Here is a 16,485-nt window from a genome sequence, read left to right as displayed (position 1 = left end):
CGTCCCCGAAGGTCAGCCGACGGTCCACTTCACCGCGCGACCGCCGGCGGATCCCACGACCACACCGTTGTTGTTGATGTCCCACACGCCCGCGCTGGTGACGCCGGCGGGGAACCCGAGGTCGATCCGCTCGCCGTTCCTCTCGAAGAGGACCGGCACCTGGTTGCTTCCGACCAGGGTGGAGCCGACCACCGCGCCGTTGTCGTTGATGCTCTTCGGGCCGAACCCCTGCTCGTACTTGTTCAGCGAGCCGTCGGCGTTCCACCGCACGCCCCACGACTTGAAGTCGGCGTCCACCGCGGCGCCGACCACCTCGCCGAGCTGGTTCACCGCCGCGGCAGAGGTCGTGAAGTCGACCGCCAGCGCGTCGAGCACGGTGACGCTGCCGTCCGGGCTCCAGCGCACCGCCGCGGACCCGATGTCCGGGCCGGAGACGTTTCCGACCACGTACCCGTTCGCGGAAGCGCTCGTCAGCTCGGCCGTGGAGGCACCGGCCGGTAGCGCCAGTGTCGTGACAACGCCGTTCAGGCTCCAGCTCACCGGGACCTGGCGGCGGGTGACGTCGGTGGCGACACCGTAGACCGTGCCGGAGTCGCTGATCGCCTGACCGATCGCGCCGGTGTAGCCGGACGGCACGGGCAGCACGGCGTACGTCCCGTCCGGGTTGAACCGGAGGGCATTCGTGTCGACTCGGACACCGCCGGTGGCGGTGCCCACGGCGCTTCCGCTGCTGTTGATCGCCTCCACGGTCGTGCTCTTGCCGGCCGGCCCGACGAGTTCGGTCGCGGTGCCGTTGCCGTCGTAGCGCACGCCGCGGCTCGGAAGGCCGTTGCTGTGAGCATGTCCGACCGCGACGCCGGCGTCGTTGACCGACGTGGCCACGTGCGTCCCGCCTGACGGCAACACGCCCAGATCGGTGATCGTCGTGGCCGCGTGCGCCGGTGTCGTGACGACTGCGGCGGCCAGAAGTGCGGTGGAAAGAGCGAAACCAGCTCTTCGACTCATCTTGTTCCCCCAGGAGTTGGTGAGCCCAGCGCGCAGCAACCTAGCGAAGGGAGTGCACCTCGACCAACGAGGACGTCCGCAGATGAACAGGGTGCGGACCGCGCCCCGTTCATCGCACCGGAACCGATCAGTTGCCCGCGGTCAGCCACTCCCGCAGGCTGGTCTGCTGCAGCCGCGCGCCCGCGTTCGGCACGAGCTGCTTGCCGGTCAGGAGCGTGCCGAAGTACTTGGCCTGCGGGTCTCCGACGACCTCGCGCGGGTCCTCGCGCTGCGCCAGCACCGTGCGGATCCAACCGTCCATTGTGAACTCCTCCGGCCCGCCGATCTCCAGCACGCCGCCGACCGGCTCGGTCGCGGCGGTCCGCGCGACCACCGCGGCGACGTCGGACGCGGCTACCGGCTGGACACCACCGTGCGGGAGGTGCACGACGCCGTCCACCTCGGCGGAGTTCGCGATGGCACCCGCGAACTCGAAGAACTGGGTGGCGCGGATGATCGAGCACGTGAGGCCCGACTCCCTGATGAGCTTCTCCTGCGCCACCTTCGCGCGCAGGTAGCCGGACTCGGGCAGCTCGTCCGCGCCGACGATCGACAGCGCGACGTAGTGGCCGACGCCCGCCCCGGCGGCGGCCTTGGTCAGGTTCGTCGTGGCGGTGGTGAAGAAGTTCATGACGTCGTCGTCGGCGAACGACGGCGAGTTCGACACGTCGACCAGCACGTCGGCGCCCTTCAGCACCTCCTCGACACCCTCTCCGGTCAGCGTGTTCACGCCGCTGTTCGGGGACGCGGGCACGGCGTCGTGGCCGTGCTCACCGAGCCGCTTCACGACCTGGCTGCCGATCAACCCGGTGCCGCCGATGACAACGATCCTCATGGGTCCGTCCCTCTCGTGATCCCCGCCCCGTGCGGGGTGTTCACGAGCTAAGACAGGACAGGCCCCGAAGTTGTGACAGCCCTACTGGAACGCGGCCAGCTTCTCCGGGTTGACCAGCCACAACACCTGGTCGATGCCTTCCGCGGACGCCGTCACGGTGATCACCGCGTAGGTGCCGTCGTCCTTGCGCAGCCGCACGGCGGCAAGCCCGTTCGCCTCGACGAACGACGCTTCCGCACCGGCCCAGAACGAAGGCGCCCAGCCCGAGATGATCTTCGCCAGGGAGGCCGCGCCGACCAGCGGGCGACCGGCCGCCCGGATCGCGCCGTTGCTGTCGGACCAGCTCACGACGTCCTGCGCGAACAGCTTCTCGAGCGCCGCCAGGTCACCGGCCCGCGCCGCCGCCACGAACGCCTCCAGCAGCCTGCGCTGGTCCGCGCGCTCGACCGGCACCCGCCGTTCGTCCGCGAGGTGCTTGCGCGCCCGGCTGACCAGCTGCCGCGTCGCGACCTCGCTGGTCTGCACGATGTCGGCGATCTCCCGGTACGGGTAGCCGAACGCCTCGCGCAGCACGTACGCGGCGCGTTCGGTCGGGGTCAGCTTCTCCAGCAGCATCAGCACCGCGAGTTCGAGCACCGCACCCTGCTCGGCCCCGACCTGCGGGTCCGCGGAGGTGTCGACGGGTTCGGGCAGCCACGGCCCGACGTAGGTCTCGCGGCGGGCCCGCGCGGTCTGCGACTCGTTGATCGCGAGCCGGGTGATCGCGGTGGCCAGGTAGGCCTCGGGGTTGAGCACGGCGGCGCGGTCCGCGAGCTGCCAGCGCACCCACACCTCCTGCACCAGGTCCTCGGCGTCGGCCACGCTGCCGGTCATGCGGTACGCGATGCCGAACAGCCTCGGCCGGGCCGCCGCGAACACCGACTCGGCCTCGTCGAGCTGCCGCGTCATCAGCCACCCCTCTCCTCACGGCAACGGTAGCGCCGATCGGAGGGGGTGGTGATGTGGCGCCTCACACGGGACTAGGCGCACGTCCAGCGCAGCGGCCCGTAGTCGCTCGCCGAGCTGAACAGGGAGTCGTCGTCCCCCACCACGAACAGCTCGGAGACGGTCGTGACCCCGTCGGGGTAAGGCAGTTCGCCCAGGAAGGCCGTGTCCCGCCAGACCGACTCGTGTCCGACCATTGTGGACCGTTCCCCGGTGATCAGCCCGCCGGCGTTGACGGCGAACGCCGTGCCGCCGTCGTCGATGTGGCGAACCTTCCCGTCGCGGTCCCACAGCAGCGCCTGCGAGTCCGGCCAGGCGCCCTCGACCTGGTAGCCGACCACCTTGCCGCCCCGGATCGCCTCGGCGAACGCGTACTTGCCCTCGTCCGCCAGCAGCGTCACCGCGCCGTCGCGCCACAGGGCTCCCGGCTTGCCCTCGCGGCCGCTCAGCAGCACCGTGCCGTCGTCGTCCAGGTCCCGCGGCGTGCCGGCGGCGAGGTCGATGATCCGCGGCGCGACCGCGATCGTGGACCACAGGATCCCGACCGTCCGGCCGTCCGAGACCCGTTCGCCCTCGCCGAGCACGTCGCCGCGTTCGTTGAGGGAGATCGCGCGGGTGACCCGGTACCCGTCCGGGGCGGTGAACTCGGTGATCGTGCCCGAGGCCGAGTACCGCACGACCGCCCAGCGTCCCTCGGCGACGACCCTGCCGTCGACCAGCACGGTGCCCGACCAGTTCTGACCGGCCATCGACAACCACTGCAGGTGCTGCAACTCGTGCACGACCCGCGGCCGTCCGCCGGTCCAGACGATCAGGTCGTTGGTGTTCTGCCCCGGCCGCAACGACGTGCCCGCGTAGTTGCCGCGGCTGTCGGTGCCCTTCACGTCGGTGAAGTCCGGGTCGTACCCGTCAGGTACCGCCACCTTGGACACGACCCAGTCGCACGGCGCCGGATCCGCCGCCGCCACCCCCGGTGCCGCCAGAACCGCGCCCGCCAAGCCGACCGCCGCGATGAACGTACGTCTGCGCATGGTGATTCCCCCGAATCAGCTGAAGACGTCACGGTCACGCCGGACCGCCGCCACCGGTTGCCCCGCATCACCCGAACGGACCAGGGCAGACTGATCACGTGACCACCGAGCGCCCCAGCCCTCCGATGCGCGCCGGCGAACGCGAGACCCTGCGCGCGTTCCTCGACTTCCACCGCGCCACCCTCGCGATGAAGTGCGACGGCCTGTCCGACGACGACCTGCGCCGCCGTTCGATGCCCCCGTCCACGCTCACGCTGCTCGGCCTCGTCCGGCACATGGCCGAGGTGGAGCGCACCTGGTTCCGCAAGGTCATCAACGGCGAGGACGTCCCGCTGGTGTGGTCCGAGGCCAACGACTACCAGGTGGCCTACGACGCCTCGAACTCCACGAGGTCCGAGGCGTTCGAGGCGTGGCAGGCGGAGGTCGAGCACGCCCGCCGGATCGAGCGCGAGGCCGAGTCGCTGGACGTCACGGGCTATCAGCCGCGCTGGGGTGAGCACGTGTCGCTGCGGCTGGTGATGAACCACCTCTGCCACGAGTACGCGCGGCACAACGGCCACGCGGACTTCCTGCGCGAGGGCATCGACGGCGTCACCGGGGCGTGAGGCTGCGCCGGGGCGCGCAGTGCGCGTTGCAGGGCCGGCAGATCGGCCGGCTCATAGTCCAGAGTGGACGTTGCCGGCCACGCAGAGGTCCGCGCCGGTTGCGACGCGTGGCCGGCTGCCATCGCTTCGATCGCGGCCGCGGCGGGTATTCACTGCCACGGCGGCAACCTGCACCTGCCGGTCGGCCTGGGACCCGGCATCGAGCTGGACCCCGCGGCCGTCACGGCCCTCACCAGGAGGTGACCATGCTCTTCCACGTGCGGATGGACGTTTCCCTGCCCCACGACATGGACCCCAACGACCGCGCCGAACTGGTCCGCGCCGAGAAGGAACGTGCGCTGGAGCTGCAGAAACTGGGCGTCTGGCCACACCTGTGGCGCGTCGTCGGCCAGTACAGCGACATCAGCATCTTCGACGTGCCCTCCAACGACGAGCTGCACGCCTTCCTGTCGTCGTTACCGCTGTGGGAGTACATGCGGGTGCAGGTGACACCGCTCGCGACGCACCCCTCGGACCTCGCGGCCCAACCATGACGGCTGTCCGGGACGGCGGTTCACCACCGCCCAAGCGGGCTGCGGCAGGAACTGGGCTCACACCCACGTGCGGGGCGACGGCAACGTCTACTCGAGACAGGCCGACGAACGCTGTTGGTGCCCTGGTGTGCGGGGACATGGGGCCGCGGCTGTCGGTGCTGGACACTTCTCCGATCGGGCAGGGGTCGACGGGGGTTACGAGCTCATCTCCGCGATCAGCGGGTCGTTGACGCCCGCTGGCGCAGCGGGGCGGTGATCTTCCCGCTCGGGCGTCAATGCGTGCCTCGCCTCGCCATGAGAAACACCGCGTGCTCGAATGTCGACTTCCAGAGGTCTCGTTCGTCCTCGGATCGACGACTGGAGGACACGCATGCACTACATGTTCTTGATCTACAACTGCGAGGACCGCCCGCGCCCCGGTGACCCGCGGTTCGAGGAGATCCTCACGCGGGTCAACGCGTTCGCCGACGAGTGCCGGCGGCGGGGCGCGTACGTGGCCGGTGACCCGCTGAAACCCGTCACCACCGCGACCACGGTGCGGGTGCGCGACGGCAAGGCGCTGCTCACCGACGGGCCGTTCGCCGAGACCCACGAGCACCTCGGCGGGTACTACCTGCTCGACTGCCGCGACCTCGACGAGGCGCTGGAACTGGCCGGGATGATCCCGCAGGCGCACTTCGGTGCGACGATCGAGGTGCGTCCCGTCGACCACATCCCCGGCCTGAACCACGGGGTGGCATGAGCGATCTCGCGTCGGCGGCGGTCGAGCGGGTCTACCGCGAGCACCGGACCCGGATGCTCGCGGCGCTGGTGCGGGCGCTGGGCGACTTCGAGCTGGCCGAGGACGCGCTGCAGGAGGCGTGCTCGCAGGCGTTGCGGAAGTGGCCGCGTTCCCAGGTACCGGACGACCCGTTCGCCTGGCTGCTCACCGTCGCCCGCAACCACGCGCTGGACCGGCTGCGGCACGCCCAGATGGCCCGCACGAAGCTGCCCACGCCACCCGCGCCGATCACGATGACGGAGAAGCAGCTCGTCGACCTCGGCGACGAACGCCTGAGCCTGATCTTCACCTGCTGCCACCCGGCACTCGCCGAGGACGCGCGGCTGGCGCTCACACTCCAGGCGGTGGCGGGGTTCACGGCGGCACAGATCGCGCGGACGTTCCTCGTCGCCGAACCCGCGCTGGCCCAGCGGCTGGTCAGGGCCAAGCGCAAGATCCGCGACGCCGGGATCACCTTCGAGGTGCCCGCCGACCACCTGCTGCCCGAACGGCTGCAGGGCGTGCTCGGAGTGCTCTACCTGATCTTCACGCGCGGCTACACGACGGCCGACGCCTCGCTGCGGCAGGAGGCGTTGCGCCTGGGCAAGCTCGTGGCCGCGCTGATGCCCGACGAACCGGAGGCGCACGGCCTGGTGGCGTTGATGCTGCTGCACGACTCGCGCAGCGCCGCGCGGCTCACCGCCGACGGCGAACTCGTGCTGTTCGAGGACCAGGACCGGACGCTCTGGAACGCCGACGAGATCTCGGAGGGCATGGCACTACTAGACCGGGCGCTGCGCTTCGGCTCGCCCGGTCCGTACGTGCTGCACGCCGTGATCGCCGCACTGCACGTGCAGGACCCGGTGGACTGGGCACGCGTGGCCGCCCTGTACGCCGAACTCCTCGCGGTGGCACCGACTCCGGTGATCGAGCTCAACCACGCCGTCGCCGTCGCGATGACCGACGGGCCGCTGGCGGGGCTCGAGCTGATCGACCGCATCACCGGCCTCGACTCCTACCACCTGCTGCACTCCACCCGCGCCGACCTGCTGCGCCGCCTCGGCCGGCGGTCCGAAGCCGTTGCGGCGTACCGGCTGGCTCACGAACTGGCGGCGAACCCGGCCGATCGCCGGTTCCTCGCCGAACGCCTGCGTTCCCTGGAGGTCTCCTGATGAGGCTCAGCGTGCTCGACCACGGCCACCGGCTGCCGGCCCGGATGTTCTTCGGGCTGACCGGGCTGGTGTCGCGCGTCCCGATGTCCGACGTGCAGAAGACCCTGTTGTACCGACCGGACTTCTTCGGCGCGGTGTTCCTCGACCTGAGTGCCGCGGCGATGCGCGGGCCGTCGTTCTGGACCGCGGGCGAACGGGAGTACATGGCGCAACGCACGGCCGAAAGACTGCGCTGCCCGTACTGCGCCGTCACGCACGCAGAACTGGTCAAGATCGCCGGTGATCCCACGCCGTTGCGTCCGGAACTCGTTGCCGCGCTGGAGTTCCTGGAGACCCTGACGCCTCCGGACGGCGTACCGCGCGACGCGCTGGCCGACGCGTTGGAGGTCAGCCTGGTCTGGCAGGTGGTGAACCGGCTCGCGAACGCGTTCGGCTTCGCGCTGCTGCCCGGCCAGCTGGAGTCGGGCACCCGTTCGCCGCACAGGTTCGGCTACCGGTTCCCGCGCTTGTTCACCGGGCCCGGCACCGGGCTCCCCCACCGAACTCCGGCGGGCAGTGCTGGAGGCTCCGGCCCGCACGACACCGGCGCTCCGGCAGGCAGCAGCGGCCGGTGACGCGTGGGATGCTTACGCCGCGACGGTTCGCACCGCCTCCTACCGCCTCACCGACGACGACCTCGCGCGCCTGCGGCAGGACCACACCGAGGACGAGATCTTCGAGGTCACCGTCGCAGCGTCCGTCGGCGCCGCTCTCGACCACCACGACGAGGGCAGAAGAAATCTCGGCGACTGATGTCGAGTTCCGGCACGCTCGCTCGTCCTTCGCTCGTCAGTCACGGCAACCGAAGGAGCGATCGAGATGTCCGGACAGGTCAACTGGTTCGAACTGCCCGCCGAGGACACCGCGCGGGCACGGGCGTTCTACGCGGGTGTGTTCGGCTGGGAAACCAGCCTGATGGGCGAGGACTACCACGTGGTCACGAACGGCGCGGCCGGCGCGATCGCGGTCCGGGACGCCCAGCTCACCCAGCCGCGGATCTACTTCCACACCACGGACATCGACGCGTCCGTGCGCAAGGTCGCCGAACTCGGCGGCAAGAGCGACGACGTGCAGACCGTGCCGGACGTCGGCCGCATCGCCCACTGCTCGGACGACCAGGGCACGCCGTTCAGCCTGTACGAGCCCCAGGCCTGACCCGGCCAGACCGGCGGCGGCCGAGTCCGTCCGTCCTCTTCGGACTCGGCCGCCGCCGGGTTAACATCGTTCCCATGCCAGACGTCGGCGTCCTGTCCGCGCACCTGCTCTCCAGGTTCCAGAAGGAGCTCTTCACCCGCCTCGCCGAGGCGGGCCACGAGCACCTGCGCCCGCGGCACGGCGCCGTCATGGCCTACATCGCCACCTCCGGCACGCGCGCGAGCGAGCTGTCCGAACGCTCGGGCCAGCACAAGCAGGTCATCGGCACGCTGATCGACGAGCTCGAACGCCTCGGCTACGTCACCCGCCGGCCCGATCCCGCGGACCGCAGGGCGAAGCTGGTCGTGCCCACCGAAGCAGGCCGCGACCAGATGGCCCAGGCCAGGAGGATCATCTCCGACATCGAGGCCAGGCTCGCCGAACTCGTCGGCCAGGAGCGGTTCGCCGAGTTCAAGAGCGCGTTCGAGGAGATCACGCGCGGCTACTAGTAGAGCGTCGCGGCTTAGCTGTGCTGCGTTGAGTCGCGCACGGGGCTGGGCGGCCTGGTCGGTCGTTACCGAAGCCCGGATGGTCGCGCGCTCACGCACGTCGCCGCCGAGTTGGCGGCAGAAAACTGCCGGCGCAAACGTTTGCTGATCACCCCAACTACCGCCAACCGCGCAGGTGACAGCCATGAGAGCGCGATCTTCATGATCGAAAATCAGCAACCTGCCGCCATCGCTATCCCAAGAGATAGCCGCGACGCTCTACTAGCCGATCACGATGTCCTCGCGGTGTGCGCTCAGGAACTCCTTGAGCGTCAGCCATCCCGGCACGAGCTCGCGCGTCTGCCCGGTGTCGCGGCGCGGCAGGACGTGCGTGTCGAACTCCGTGTAGTACTGGAACATGTTGCCGAGGTCCTCCGCCGCCGGGAAGCCGAGCGCGCGGAAGTCGTTGTGGGACATCGGCTCGTACGTGACGTCCTCGCCGAGCACTGCACTGAACGCCTTGGTGATCTCCTGACCGGAGAGGTGCTCGACGCCGAGCCCGATCGTCTCACCGATCGTCTTCTCCGGGTGCTTGAGCACGCTCACGATCGCCTTGCCGATGTCCTCGGCGGCGATTCCGGAGAGCTTGCTGTCCCCCATCGGCAACGAGAGCGCCAGAGTGCCGTCCGCACGGCGATGCGGCGCGGAACCGCTCAGCAGGTTGTTCCAGTAGAACGACATCCGCACGCACGTCGTCGGCAGCCCCGCCTGCTCGAACAACGCGTCCGCCTCGCCACCCTTCGGTGTCCACGGTCGACGACGGATGGAAGCCGGTGGGCTTGCTCACCAGAAAGGTGCTCCCGAACTCGCACGGACAAGGCCCTGAACAAGCCATGTCCTTGAAGCTCAGAGCACCTTTCTCCATGATCTGCCCGCCATCACGCCATTCCCTCGTGACAGCAGCGGGCTGGACCTGCCAAGGGCGTCAGTGGAGCAGGTCCGGCCGGACTCTGGCTATCTCCTGGGTCAGCTGCCGGACCGTGGCGATGTTCGGCAGTCTCAGTTCCACTTCCGGATTGGCGTCCGGCGAGGGTTTCACCAGCGCGCTGTGGCGAGTCGAGAAAAGGCCGTCCACAGGGGTGAACACCAGGGCCGGCACCACGGGCCTCGAGTTCGGGTCGCCCTTGACCGGCGGGCGCGGTTCCCGTCCGCGGACGGCACGCAACTCCTCCCACGCGATCAGATCGGATCTGCGACCGGCTTGCCAGCACAGGCCACGTTGATCGACGGCGAAGCGATGCATGCGGGGGACGGAGCCAATCATGATCAGCAGGCCGCTCAGCGCGAGCGAGCCGAAGAGGAACGACGCGGCGGCCGGAGGAAGATTCTTCGCTCTCGACGAAGCTGAAGGATGCCCGACGTCTGGGAAGACGGCGGCCAACCCGAAGATGACGACCATGGCCAGCCCGCCGATGAACGCCCAACGGCCGGGCCGGTATTCGATGACGGGCGTCTCAGGATCGGGGGACCATGTCTGTCCGGGCATGAACGGCAGCGTAGGCGAAGACGGCTCCAGCAGTGAGGGTTTCGCGACCTGTGCCCCGGAGCGCGCCTGCCACCAGCAGATCGCCGTTGTCGCGGCATCAGGGGCAGTCATGCTTTCGCCGCCGACGACAACACCAAGCCTGGCCCGGAGGACGCGGCGTCGGTGCCGCAACTCGAGATCCGGCAAGCGCGTGTTCCTTGTCCGAATGCGCGGTCACCAGGGTCGCGTCCAGATCGGTGGTCAGCGGATGCCCCACATCGATGCGGTGATCCGGGCGTGCCGGCCGGCACGCGTCCACGCCACTGCCCGCGCTGCCACCTGGGCAGAATCGATGGCCGCCAACGCTTTCGGCGCATCCCAGGCCAGCGTGGTGATCATCCGTGACACCGCCGGGTCGGACGCCACCAGGCCGAGTATCCGCGGTTCGGCGCGCAGCGCCCCAATACCGGCCAGACAATCCCCGCCCAGCGCGACCGCGACAGCCGGGTCGACCACGATCTTGCGGGGTCGTGCACCGCGGCCGGTTTTCGCCACCGGGCCAACGCCCGCGACAACCCCCAGGTCAACCCCAGCGTCTCCACGGTGCGCAGCAGCACCCCCGGCCTGCGACACGACACCCGAACCCGACCCGCGTACCGCCAGCCGCCAGCCGCCGACAGGGCGAACCGCACTTGCCCACCTGAATGGTGCTCCTGAACCCGCGACTGATACCGCCTTCGACAAGCCGTATCATCGCAGCTCAGAGCACCCTTCTCCCTTCACGGCATGCCGCCGAACCTCCACTCCCGTGAAAGCCCCGGGTTAGGCGTCGAAGCGCTGACGGGCCTCCTCGATCTCACTCAGATACCGCGTCGTCCACGCGCACATCGCGTCCACCGTCGCCCGCAGCCCCTGCCCCGGCTCGGTGAGCGTGTAGTCGACGCGCGGCGGCACGGTCGGGTGCACGACGCGCGACACGAGGCCGTTGCGTTCGAGCAGCCGCAGGTTCTGGGTCAGCATCTTGTGGCTGATGCCGTCGACCTCGGTCTTCAGCTCGGTGAAGCGCTTCGTGCCGTCGCCGATGGTCTCGACGATCAGCAGCGCCCACTTGTTGGCGATGTCGGAGAAGATCTCGCGCGCCAGCGAGTCCGCGCGGGCCAGATCACCGCTGAGCTGCTTGCTCACCTCGAGGTGCCTCACTCTCGAAAAAGTGCGTTCTTCCAGGTCGACTCTCACTCTCCTACGGTGAGTGAGTAACCGCAAGAGAGCCAACAGGAGAACCGAAATGGCCGTCACGCTCATCAACTCCGACGAGCTGCCGCAGCTCGACGTCTACCACCACGTGGCTGTCGCGAGCGGCTCGAAGACGATCTACCTGGCCGGACAGGTCGCCTGGGACGCCGCGCCCGACCTCGCCACCCAGACCGAGCAGGCCTACGTGAACGTGCACACCGCGCTGAAGGCCGCCGGGGCGTCGTTCAAGGACCTGGCCAGGGTGCGGATGTACGTCGTGGACTGGACGCCCGACAAGATGCCGGCGCTCCTCGAGGGCATCGAGAACGCCATGAAGCAGGTCGGCGAGACCGCCAAGCCGCCCGCCACGTTGATCGGCGTGGCCGCACTGGACGTGCCGGAGCACCTGGTCGAGATCGAGGCCACGGCCGTGATCGACTGAGTGACCAGCGGCCGGGTCAGCAGAACTCGGCGAGCCCGTCGGCCACCTCGACGGTGACGGTGGTGCGCCCGGCCGGACTGTGCCGGTCGGGCCCGTACTCGGGCAGTCGCGTCTTGTTCACGCGCACGCTGCTCTCGTAGGCCCGGACGTGCTGGGGGCATTCGCAGCCGCCCGCGAGCGGGGTCGGGCAGGTGAAGGCCGAGCGCAACCGGTCGATGTCGGCGGCGGAGAGGACCGAGGACCAGACCATGACCTCGTCCTCTTCGCCGAACACCACGAAGCCGTCGTAGCTGAACGACCTCAGCTCGCCGACCGAGCAGGCGCGGCAGTACAGCACGCGCGTGTAGTCGTGCGAGCGCTCGAAGGGCCCGGCTTCGTGGACGTTCACCACGAAGTCCTGCCGGCCCGAGCAGATCAGGCAGAGGTCCGACCCCCTCCTCATCTGCGCAGGCTGATCAACAACGCCAGCGCGGCCGACAGCGCGACAAGACCGCCCACCACGAGCTGGTTGAGCCAAACGGCCTCAGCGCCACCGTCCGCTCGCATCAACGCGACGACGATGAGGCACACCGCGAGTGCGATCGTCACCGGCCGGATGAGCGGCACGTCCAGCGGTGCCATCGCGCGCACCATGCCAAGCAGCATGATCACGACGGCGAGGCCCATGGACACCCAGTACGGCCGGAAAGCGTGCAGCGACGCGCCGAAGTGCAGGACCGGTGGTGCGGCGATCAGCCACACGCCCGCCAGGAAGGCGGCCACACCGGCCCTGCTCTCGACGGTTCGTCCGTGTAGGTCCCCCACGCGAGTAATTCTCACCTCTGGACGGCGTCCTGGGAACACCCTCTATTCGTTTCGATACGCCTTCATGTTGCGCAGCAACAGATAGGTGTCCTGCAGTTGCGCGGAGTCGTTGACGCTCCGGTAGATGCCCCACTTCGGATGCGCCTGGTCACCGCCCAGCCACGTGTCGAAGCCGGAGCGCGAGGCGTTGACCACGGTCGTGCCGCCGTCCTTCAGCGAGAAGCGCAGGCTGCCGGAGTCGGCGACCTTGATCTCGATCTCGACGTCGATCCACCTGTTGCGCAACGGCGCCAGCGGCGTGCTGCCGAGTTTCGCCTGGCCCGCGCCGAACAGTCGCATCTCGACGGTCTCCAGCGACCCCGAGCGGAACAACGACATGGTGACCACGGGCGAGTCCACGCCGGTGTGCTTGACCTGGAAGATGTGCGAGAAGCTGGTGGTGCCCTTCAGCGACGTGGGGAGGTACATCTGGTAGGTGTAGCGCCAGGTCTCGCCCTTCTTCATGTCGTGCCGGGTGCTGCCGGTCCGGATCCCGCGCACCTCGTTGCGCTGCCGGTCGGAACCGTCCCGATCGGACTTGTGCATCACGAACCGGTACTGGTTGCTCTCGGCGAAGATGTGCGTGGCCGAGGGGTGCGAGTTCGAGCGGTCGTCCTCGATGCCGGCGAACGCGCCAAGGCCTGCCGAACCGGGGTTCGGGGCCCACTTCTGCACGAACGCCATCGCACCCACATCAGCAGACGCCACACCCACGGCCAGTGGCGTGGCCGCGATGGCGAGCATCGCGGTGCGGCGGTTGAACAACTCCATCGGTGTTCCTCCTCGAACCAGGGCGGCGATTCGAGGCAGCGGTAGGCACACGATCAGCGACAGGCCTCCGGCGTGTCAAGGGCTCGCATTTGTGGAGAAACGGTGCAGGTCCGGTGAAGGTGTTGCCGGGAAACGGGAAGTGGCCCGGTGATCGGCTCTAGCGTCGGCGCCATGGACACCGTGGACGTGCTCGTCGTCGGCGCCGGGCTGGCCGGCCTCAACACCGCGCGCCTGCTCGCCGAAGCAGGCCTCGACGTGGCCGTTTGTGAACGCAGGACCAGTCTGGAGACCGGCATCCGCACGACCGGGATCTTCGTCCGGCGCACCCTCGACGACTACGAGCTCCCGCACCTGGGCCCGGCGGTCCGGCGCGTGCTGCTCTACCCCCCGTCCGGCGAAAATCCGGTGGAACTTCTGAGCCCGCGCGACGAGTTCCGCGTCGGTGACATGGAAGGCATCTACGCCACCGCGGTCGAGGAAGCCGAACGGGCGGGCGCGCGCGTCAGCCTGAACGCCAGCTATCCGGCGAAGTCCACGAAGGCCCGCTTCACGATCGGCGCGGACGGTGCCCGGTCCACCGTCGCGAAGGCCCTCGGCCTCGACGTCAACCGGCAGCTGATCACGGGCATCGAGGAGGTCTACCCGGTCCGCACCGGTTCGACGCCGACGTTCCACTGCGTGGTCGACCCGCGGCTCGCACCCGGTTACATCGCCTGGGTCATCGACGACGGCGAGCACGCGCACGTCGGGCTGGCGGGACGCGCCGACCGGTTCACCGCACCGCTCCCCCAGCTGCTGCAACGGTTCCGCGACAGCTTCCCGACACCGGAGCCCACCGGTCCGGTGAAGCGCCGGGGCGGGCCGATCCCGGTCGGCGGGCTGCTGCGCCGGATCGTGTCGCCACAGGGGCTGCTGGTCGGCGATGCGGCGGGCGCGGTCTCACCGCTCACGGCGGGCGGGCTCGACCCGTGCATGCGGATGTCCGAGCTCGCGGCCTCGGTCACGTTCGACTACCTGCGCAGCGGCAACAGGTACGTGCTGGAGCACTACGACGGCGCGGCGATGCGCCGTCGCTACCTGCTGCGCTCGCAGCTGCGGCGCGGGCTGTCGCTCGTCAGGAGCCCGAGCGTGGCCGAGTTCGCGTTCGCGTTGCTGCGCACGCCGCCCGGAAAGGCCGTGGCCAAGAAGATCCTGTTCAACTAGGGCCTGTATCGAAGTCTGGTTCGATGAGAGCTGCGCTTGAGGTGGTTCCTGGTGGTGCGGCCGGACGGCCCGCATACCGGTGTTGTATGTGGGCCATCCGGCCGTGCCGCCAGGGGCCGCCTCGGGCCCGGCTATCGCGGATCAGACTTCGATACAGGCCCTAGTGGTCGCGCCCGATCTTCGGTGCTGACCGGGTCAGGCTGGTCCCGTTCGCCGAGTGCGGGAGGTGGTCATGGCTCGTCGTCCGGACATGTTCGTCCGCGGGTTGTCGATGGAAGAGTCGCCGAGGTCGCCATCGCCCAGCCGGAAGATGCCGATGCCGCCGTTGCCGTCGAGCCCGGTCCAGATGCACATCAGTGCCGCCGGACAGTCGCCCTACGCGGCGGCGCCGACCTCGGACTGGTCCCCCATGGGCGCGGCAGGCGCGGCGGCACTCGCCGGCAAGGCCACCAGCGACGCGGCGAACGCGGCGCCCGCCAGAACCGTCATCGTTTTGCGAATCAAGAGAACTCCCCCTTCTCTGCGAGGTGATCTCACCTCGACGCCAAGACTGGGGAATCCCGCTGTGCGAGCGCTAACCGCGACTGACCGTCGCGACTCCCGTTCGTCCAGAGGCGACGAACGCGTGCCCGAAAGCCAGTGCGGCCAAAGCGAACAGCACGATCGGCGGCGACGGCAGCAACAGCACCGCCACCGCGAGCAGCGCCAGTGACGTGGCGAACCCGAGCCCGGCGAGCGCTCGCGGCACCGGCCCCGCCTTCACCGCGACCAGGCAGGCCAGCCCGCCGAAGACGAGGGCGATCGACATCACGAAGTTGATCCCCAGATCGACCTCGTAGAGCGTGCGGCGGATCCCGCCCAGCGCGAACTCGACCTCCTTCGCCGCCGCCCGGTCGCCGGCCGGGTCCCCGTCGCCGAGCGCCATGACCCCCATGATCGCCAGATGGCCCACCCCGGTCGCGATCCACGCCCACGAGCCGATCCGAAACGTACGTGGCATTGCACCTACCCCCTCCACACGCGAAACATACGCCAACGTATGTTTCGCGCACCGGGCAGGAGTGTCAACTTTCGCTGACGGGACAACGCTTTCCCCTCAGCTGACTTCCTCCAGCTCAACCGCCTTCACCGCGGCAGCCTGCCTGCGGCGGCGCAGCACGACGACCAGGCCGATCACCGCCGCGACGCCCAGCAGGACCCACATCGCTCCGTTGAAGACGGACTCGACGTACTTCGCCGAGGCCCCGGCAGTCGCGCCGATGCCGATGTGCAGCGCCGACCAGCAGACCGCACCCGCGATCGAGGCGGGCAGGAACCGCCGGTACTCGAGTTTCGACGCACCCGCCGACGCCGGGACCAGGGTCCGCACGACGGGCATGAACCGGGCGGCGAACACCGCCCACGCGCCGCGGCGCCGCAACAGCTCGCCCGCCTTGTCCCAGTGCTGCTGTCCCACCTTGCGGACGATCCTGCTGTCGCGCAGACGATCGCCGTAGCGGCGGCCGAGGTAGTAGCCGATGCTGTCACCGGCGATCGCGCACACCGTGACCACGAGCCACATGACCAGGAACCGGGGCACGGTCGTCACCGTCGTCGAGGCCAGCAGCAGGGCGCTCTCCCCCGGCGCCAGGAAGCCGACGCCGAGCGTGCACTCCGCCAGCGTCAAAGCACCCGTGACCGCCAGGACGGCGGGCTGCGGCAGACCGGCGAGCCCTTCGAGGGCATCGGTCAGGAACGACATGAACTCTCCCCAGCGGAACGTCAGAACGTCCGGGACAGTTCACAAGGTCGGGCTCTGGTCGCACATCGGCCCAGGGTCTGACCTGGCGGTAGACCTGAGAGG

General features: G+C 69.4%; 25 protein-coding genes and 1 pseudogene. 11 read left to right on the top strand and 15 right to left on the bottom strand.

Going from position 1 to position 16,485, the window contains the following annotated elements:
- Positions 1–12: 12 nt before the first annotated feature.
- The 4 genes from SK571_RS19460 to SK571_RS19445 form a co-directional block, all read right to left on the bottom strand.
- Positions 13–1,005 (bottom strand): hypothetical protein, encoded by a 993-nt coding sequence (locus SK571_RS19460; RefSeq protein WP_319985497.1) that lies wholly within the window; start codon positions 1,003–1,005, stop codon positions 13–15.
- Between the two features lie 127 nt (positions 1,006–1,132).
- Positions 1,133–1,879 carry an SDR family oxidoreductase gene (locus SK571_RS19455; RefSeq protein ID WP_319985496.1) on the bottom strand — a complete coding sequence of 249 codons (747 nt, stop codon included), beginning with the start codon at positions 1,877–1,879 and terminating at the stop codon, positions 1,133–1,135.
- Between the two features lie 81 nt (positions 1,880–1,960).
- Positions 1,961–2,827: an RNA polymerase sigma-70 factor gene (locus SK571_RS19450; RefSeq protein WP_319985495.1), complete on the bottom strand. Its 867-nt coding sequence runs from the start codon at positions 2,825–2,827 to the stop codon at positions 1,961–1,963.
- 71 nt (positions 2,828–2,898) lie between these two features.
- On the bottom strand, positions 2,899–3,894 hold the full coding sequence (locus tag SK571_RS19445; protein WP_319985494.1) for a hypothetical protein: 996 nt from the start codon (positions 3,892–3,894) through the stop codon (positions 2,899–2,901).
- Between the two features lie 98 nt (positions 3,895–3,992).
- On the opposite strand from SK571_RS19445, the gene SK571_RS19440 reads away from it, so the two are divergent.
- From SK571_RS19440 to SK571_RS19400, 9 genes are all read left to right on the top strand, one after another.
- Positions 3,993–4,499, top strand: a complete 507-nt coding sequence (locus tag SK571_RS19440) for a DinB family protein (protein ID WP_319985493.1) — start codon at positions 3,993–3,995, stop codon at positions 4,497–4,499.
- A gap of 63 nt (positions 4,500–4,562) precedes the next feature.
- Positions 4,563–4,742 (top strand): hypothetical protein, encoded by a 180-nt coding sequence (locus SK571_RS19435; RefSeq protein ID WP_319985492.1) that lies wholly within the window; start codon positions 4,563–4,565, stop codon positions 4,740–4,742.
- Positions 4,743–4,744: 2 nt separating this feature from the next.
- On the top strand, positions 4,745–5,032 hold the full coding sequence (gene catC, locus SK571_RS19430; protein WP_319985491.1) for a muconolactone Delta-isomerase: 288 nt from the start codon (positions 4,745–4,747) through the stop codon (positions 5,030–5,032).
- Positions 5,033–5,402: 370 nt separating this feature from the next.
- Positions 5,403–5,774 carry a YciI family protein gene (locus SK571_RS19425; RefSeq protein WP_319985490.1) on the top strand — a complete coding sequence of 124 codons (372 nt, stop codon included), beginning with the start codon at positions 5,403–5,405 and terminating at the stop codon, positions 5,772–5,774.
- Entirely contained in the window at positions 5,771–6,964 is a 1,194-nt protein-coding gene (locus SK571_RS19420; RefSeq protein WP_319985489.1) for an RNA polymerase sigma factor, read from the top strand. Before SK571_RS19425 ends, SK571_RS19420 begins: the two co-directional genes overlap by 4 nt.
- Positions 6,964–7,578: a carboxymuconolactone decarboxylase family protein gene (locus SK571_RS19415; RefSeq protein WP_319985488.1), complete on the top strand. Its 615-nt coding sequence runs from the start codon at positions 6,964–6,966 to the stop codon at positions 7,576–7,578. The genes SK571_RS19420 and SK571_RS19415 overlap by 1 nt, the downstream gene beginning before the upstream one ends.
- On the top strand, positions 7,520–7,756 hold the full coding sequence (locus SK571_RS19410; protein ID WP_319985487.1) for a hypothetical protein: 237 nt from the start codon (positions 7,520–7,522) through the stop codon (positions 7,754–7,756). Before SK571_RS19415 ends, SK571_RS19410 begins: the two co-directional genes overlap by 59 nt.
- 66 nt (positions 7,757–7,822) lie before the next feature.
- Entirely contained in the window at positions 7,823–8,158 is a 336-nt protein-coding gene (locus SK571_RS19405; protein WP_319985486.1) for a VOC family protein, read from the top strand.
- A gap of 74 nt (positions 8,159–8,232) precedes the next feature.
- Positions 8,233–8,646, top strand: a complete 414-nt coding sequence (locus tag SK571_RS19400; protein WP_319985485.1) for a MarR family winged helix-turn-helix transcriptional regulator — start codon at positions 8,233–8,235, stop codon at positions 8,644–8,646.
- A 261-nt stretch (positions 8,647–8,907) separates the two neighbouring features.
- On the opposite strand, the gene SK571_RS19395 is transcribed toward SK571_RS19400, so the two are convergent.
- The 4 genes and pseudogenes from SK571_RS19395 to SK571_RS19380 form a co-directional block, all read right to left on the bottom strand.
- The gene (locus SK571_RS19395; RefSeq protein ID WP_319985484.1) at positions 8,908–9,405 is read right to left on the bottom strand and encodes an NmrA family NAD(P)-binding protein; all 498 of its coding nucleotides are present in this window, start codon (positions 9,403–9,405) and stop codon (positions 8,908–8,910) included.
- Between the two features lie 205 nt (positions 9,406–9,610).
- Positions 9,611–10,357, bottom strand: a complete 747-nt coding sequence (locus SK571_RS19390; protein ID WP_319985752.1) for a hypothetical protein — start codon at positions 10,355–10,357, stop codon at positions 9,611–9,613.
- 1 nt (position 10,358) lies between these two features.
- Positions 10,359–10,813 (bottom strand): annotated as a pseudogene (locus SK571_RS19385) (transposase); the annotation flags it as partial.
- Positions 10,814–10,972: 159 nt separating this feature from the next.
- The gene (locus tag SK571_RS19380) at positions 10,973–11,350 is read right to left on the bottom strand and encodes a winged helix-turn-helix transcriptional regulator (protein WP_319985483.1); all 378 of its coding nucleotides are present in this window, start codon (positions 11,348–11,350) and stop codon (positions 10,973–10,975) included.
- Positions 11,351–11,435: 85 nt separating this feature from the next.
- On the opposite strand from SK571_RS19380, the gene SK571_RS19375 reads away from it, so the two are divergent.
- The gene (locus SK571_RS19375) at positions 11,436–11,825 is read left to right on the top strand and encodes a RidA family protein (protein WP_319985482.1); all 390 of its coding nucleotides are present in this window, start codon (positions 11,436–11,438) and stop codon (positions 11,823–11,825) included.
- A gap of 16 nt (positions 11,826–11,841) precedes the next feature.
- On the opposite strand, the gene SK571_RS19370 is transcribed toward SK571_RS19375, so the two are convergent.
- Genes SK571_RS19370 through SK571_RS19360 form a run of 3 tightly spaced genes read right to left on the bottom strand, consistent with a single transcriptional unit; the run spans position 11,842 to position 13,439 of the window.
- Positions 11,842–12,267 carry a hypothetical protein gene (locus tag SK571_RS19370; RefSeq protein ID WP_319985481.1) on the bottom strand — a complete coding sequence of 142 codons (426 nt, stop codon included), beginning with the start codon at positions 12,265–12,267 and terminating at the stop codon, positions 11,842–11,844.
- Positions 12,264–12,629: a hypothetical protein gene (locus tag SK571_RS19365; protein ID WP_319985480.1), complete on the bottom strand. Its 366-nt coding sequence runs from the start codon at positions 12,627–12,629 to the stop codon at positions 12,264–12,266. Before SK571_RS19365 ends, SK571_RS19370 begins: the two co-directional genes overlap by 4 nt.
- Positions 12,630–12,671: 42 nt before the next feature.
- Positions 12,672–13,439 carry a heparin lyase I family protein gene (locus SK571_RS19360; protein ID WP_319985479.1) on the bottom strand — a complete coding sequence of 256 codons (768 nt, stop codon included), beginning with the start codon at positions 13,437–13,439 and terminating at the stop codon, positions 12,672–12,674.
- A 171-nt stretch (positions 13,440–13,610) separates the two neighbouring features.
- Between SK571_RS19360 and SK571_RS19355 the strand changes: the two genes are divergently transcribed.
- Positions 13,611–14,642 (top strand): NAD(P)/FAD-dependent oxidoreductase, encoded by a 1,032-nt coding sequence (locus SK571_RS19355; RefSeq protein ID WP_319985478.1) that lies wholly within the window; start codon positions 13,611–13,613, stop codon positions 14,640–14,642.
- A gap of 195 nt (positions 14,643–14,837) precedes the next feature.
- Here the strand turns inward: SK571_RS19355 and SK571_RS19350 are convergent, their stop codons facing one another.
- The 4 genes from SK571_RS19350 to SK571_RS19335 form a co-directional block, all read right to left on the bottom strand.
- The gene (locus SK571_RS19350) at positions 14,838–14,996 is read right to left on the bottom strand and encodes a hypothetical protein (protein WP_319985477.1); all 159 of its coding nucleotides are present in this window, start codon (positions 14,994–14,996) and stop codon (positions 14,838–14,840) included.
- Positions 14,997–15,017: 21 nt separating this feature from the next.
- Positions 15,018–15,146: a hypothetical protein gene (locus tag SK571_RS19345; RefSeq protein ID WP_319985476.1), complete on the bottom strand. Its 129-nt coding sequence runs from the start codon at positions 15,144–15,146 to the stop codon at positions 15,018–15,020.
- A gap of 70 nt (positions 15,147–15,216) precedes the next feature.
- Positions 15,217–15,642, bottom strand: coding sequence for an LIC_13387 family protein (locus SK571_RS19340; protein ID WP_319985475.1), 426 nt, complete (start codon positions 15,640–15,642; stop codon positions 15,217–15,219).
- Between the two features lie 96 nt (positions 15,643–15,738).
- Positions 15,739–16,383 carry a DedA family protein gene (locus SK571_RS19335; protein ID WP_319985474.1) on the bottom strand — a complete coding sequence of 215 codons (645 nt, stop codon included), beginning with the start codon at positions 16,381–16,383 and terminating at the stop codon, positions 15,739–15,741.
- Between the last annotated feature and the right edge of the window lie 102 nt (positions 16,384–16,485).

Origin of the sequence: Lentzea kristufekii, from assembly GCF_033949925.1 — a bacterium.
GTDB lineage: Bacteria > Actinomycetota > Actinomycetes > Mycobacteriales > Pseudonocardiaceae > Lentzea > Lentzea kristufekii.
This window is presented reverse-complemented; position numbering and strand designations above follow the sequence as displayed.

Coding starts and splice junctions, on each gene's coding strand:
- SK571_RS19360 (WP_319985479.1), bottom strand. CDS start 13,439: ATGGAGTTGTTCAACCGCCGCACCGCGATGCTCGCCATCGCGGCCACG.
- SK571_RS19420 (WP_319985489.1), top strand. CDS start 5,771: ATGAGCGATCTCGCGTCGGCGGCGGTCGAGCGGGTCTACCGCGAGCAC.
- catC (WP_319985491.1), top strand. CDS start 4,745: ATGCTCTTCCACGTGCGGATGGACGTTTCCCTGCCCCACGACATGGAC.
- SK571_RS19450 (WP_319985495.1), bottom strand. CDS start 2,827: ATGACGCGGCAGCTCGACGAGGCCGAGTCGGTGTTCGCGGCGGCCCGG.
- SK571_RS19370 (WP_319985481.1), bottom strand. CDS start 12,267: ATGAGGAGGGGGTCGGACCTCTGCCTGATCTGCTCGGGCCGGCAGGAC.
- SK571_RS19340 (WP_319985475.1), bottom strand. CDS start 15,642: ATGCCACGTACGTTTCGGATCGGCTCGTGGGCGTGGATCGCGACCGGG.
- SK571_RS19405 (WP_319985486.1), top strand. CDS start 7,823: ATGTCCGGACAGGTCAACTGGTTCGAACTGCCCGCCGAGGACACCGCG.
- SK571_RS19355 (WP_319985478.1), top strand. CDS start 13,611: ATGGACACCGTGGACGTGCTCGTCGTCGGCGCCGGGCTGGCCGGCCTC.
- SK571_RS19400 (WP_319985485.1), top strand. CDS start 8,233: ATGCCAGACGTCGGCGTCCTGTCCGCGCACCTGCTCTCCAGGTTCCAG.
- SK571_RS19460 (WP_319985497.1), bottom strand. CDS start 1,005: ATGAGTCGAAGAGCTGGTTTCGCTCTTTCCACCGCACTTCTGGCCGCC.
- SK571_RS19350 (WP_319985477.1), bottom strand. CDS start 14,996: ATGTGCATCTGGACCGGGCTCGACGGCAACGGCGGCATCGGCATCTTC.
- SK571_RS19455 (WP_319985496.1), bottom strand. CDS start 1,879: ATGAGGATCGTTGTCATCGGCGGCACCGGGTTGATCGGCAGCCAGGTC.
- SK571_RS19445 (WP_319985494.1), bottom strand. CDS start 3,894: ATGCGCAGACGTACGTTCATCGCGGCGGTCGGCTTGGCGGGCGCGGTT.
- SK571_RS19335 (WP_319985474.1), bottom strand. CDS start 16,383: ATGTCGTTCCTGACCGATGCCCTCGAAGGGCTCGCCGGTCTGCCGCAG.
- SK571_RS19375 (WP_319985482.1), top strand. CDS start 11,436: ATGGCCGTCACGCTCATCAACTCCGACGAGCTGCCGCAGCTCGACGTC.
- SK571_RS19415 (WP_319985488.1), top strand. CDS start 6,964: ATGAGGCTCAGCGTGCTCGACCACGGCCACCGGCTGCCGGCCCGGATG.
- SK571_RS19425 (WP_319985490.1), top strand. CDS start 5,403: ATGCACTACATGTTCTTGATCTACAACTGCGAGGACCGCCCGCGCCCC.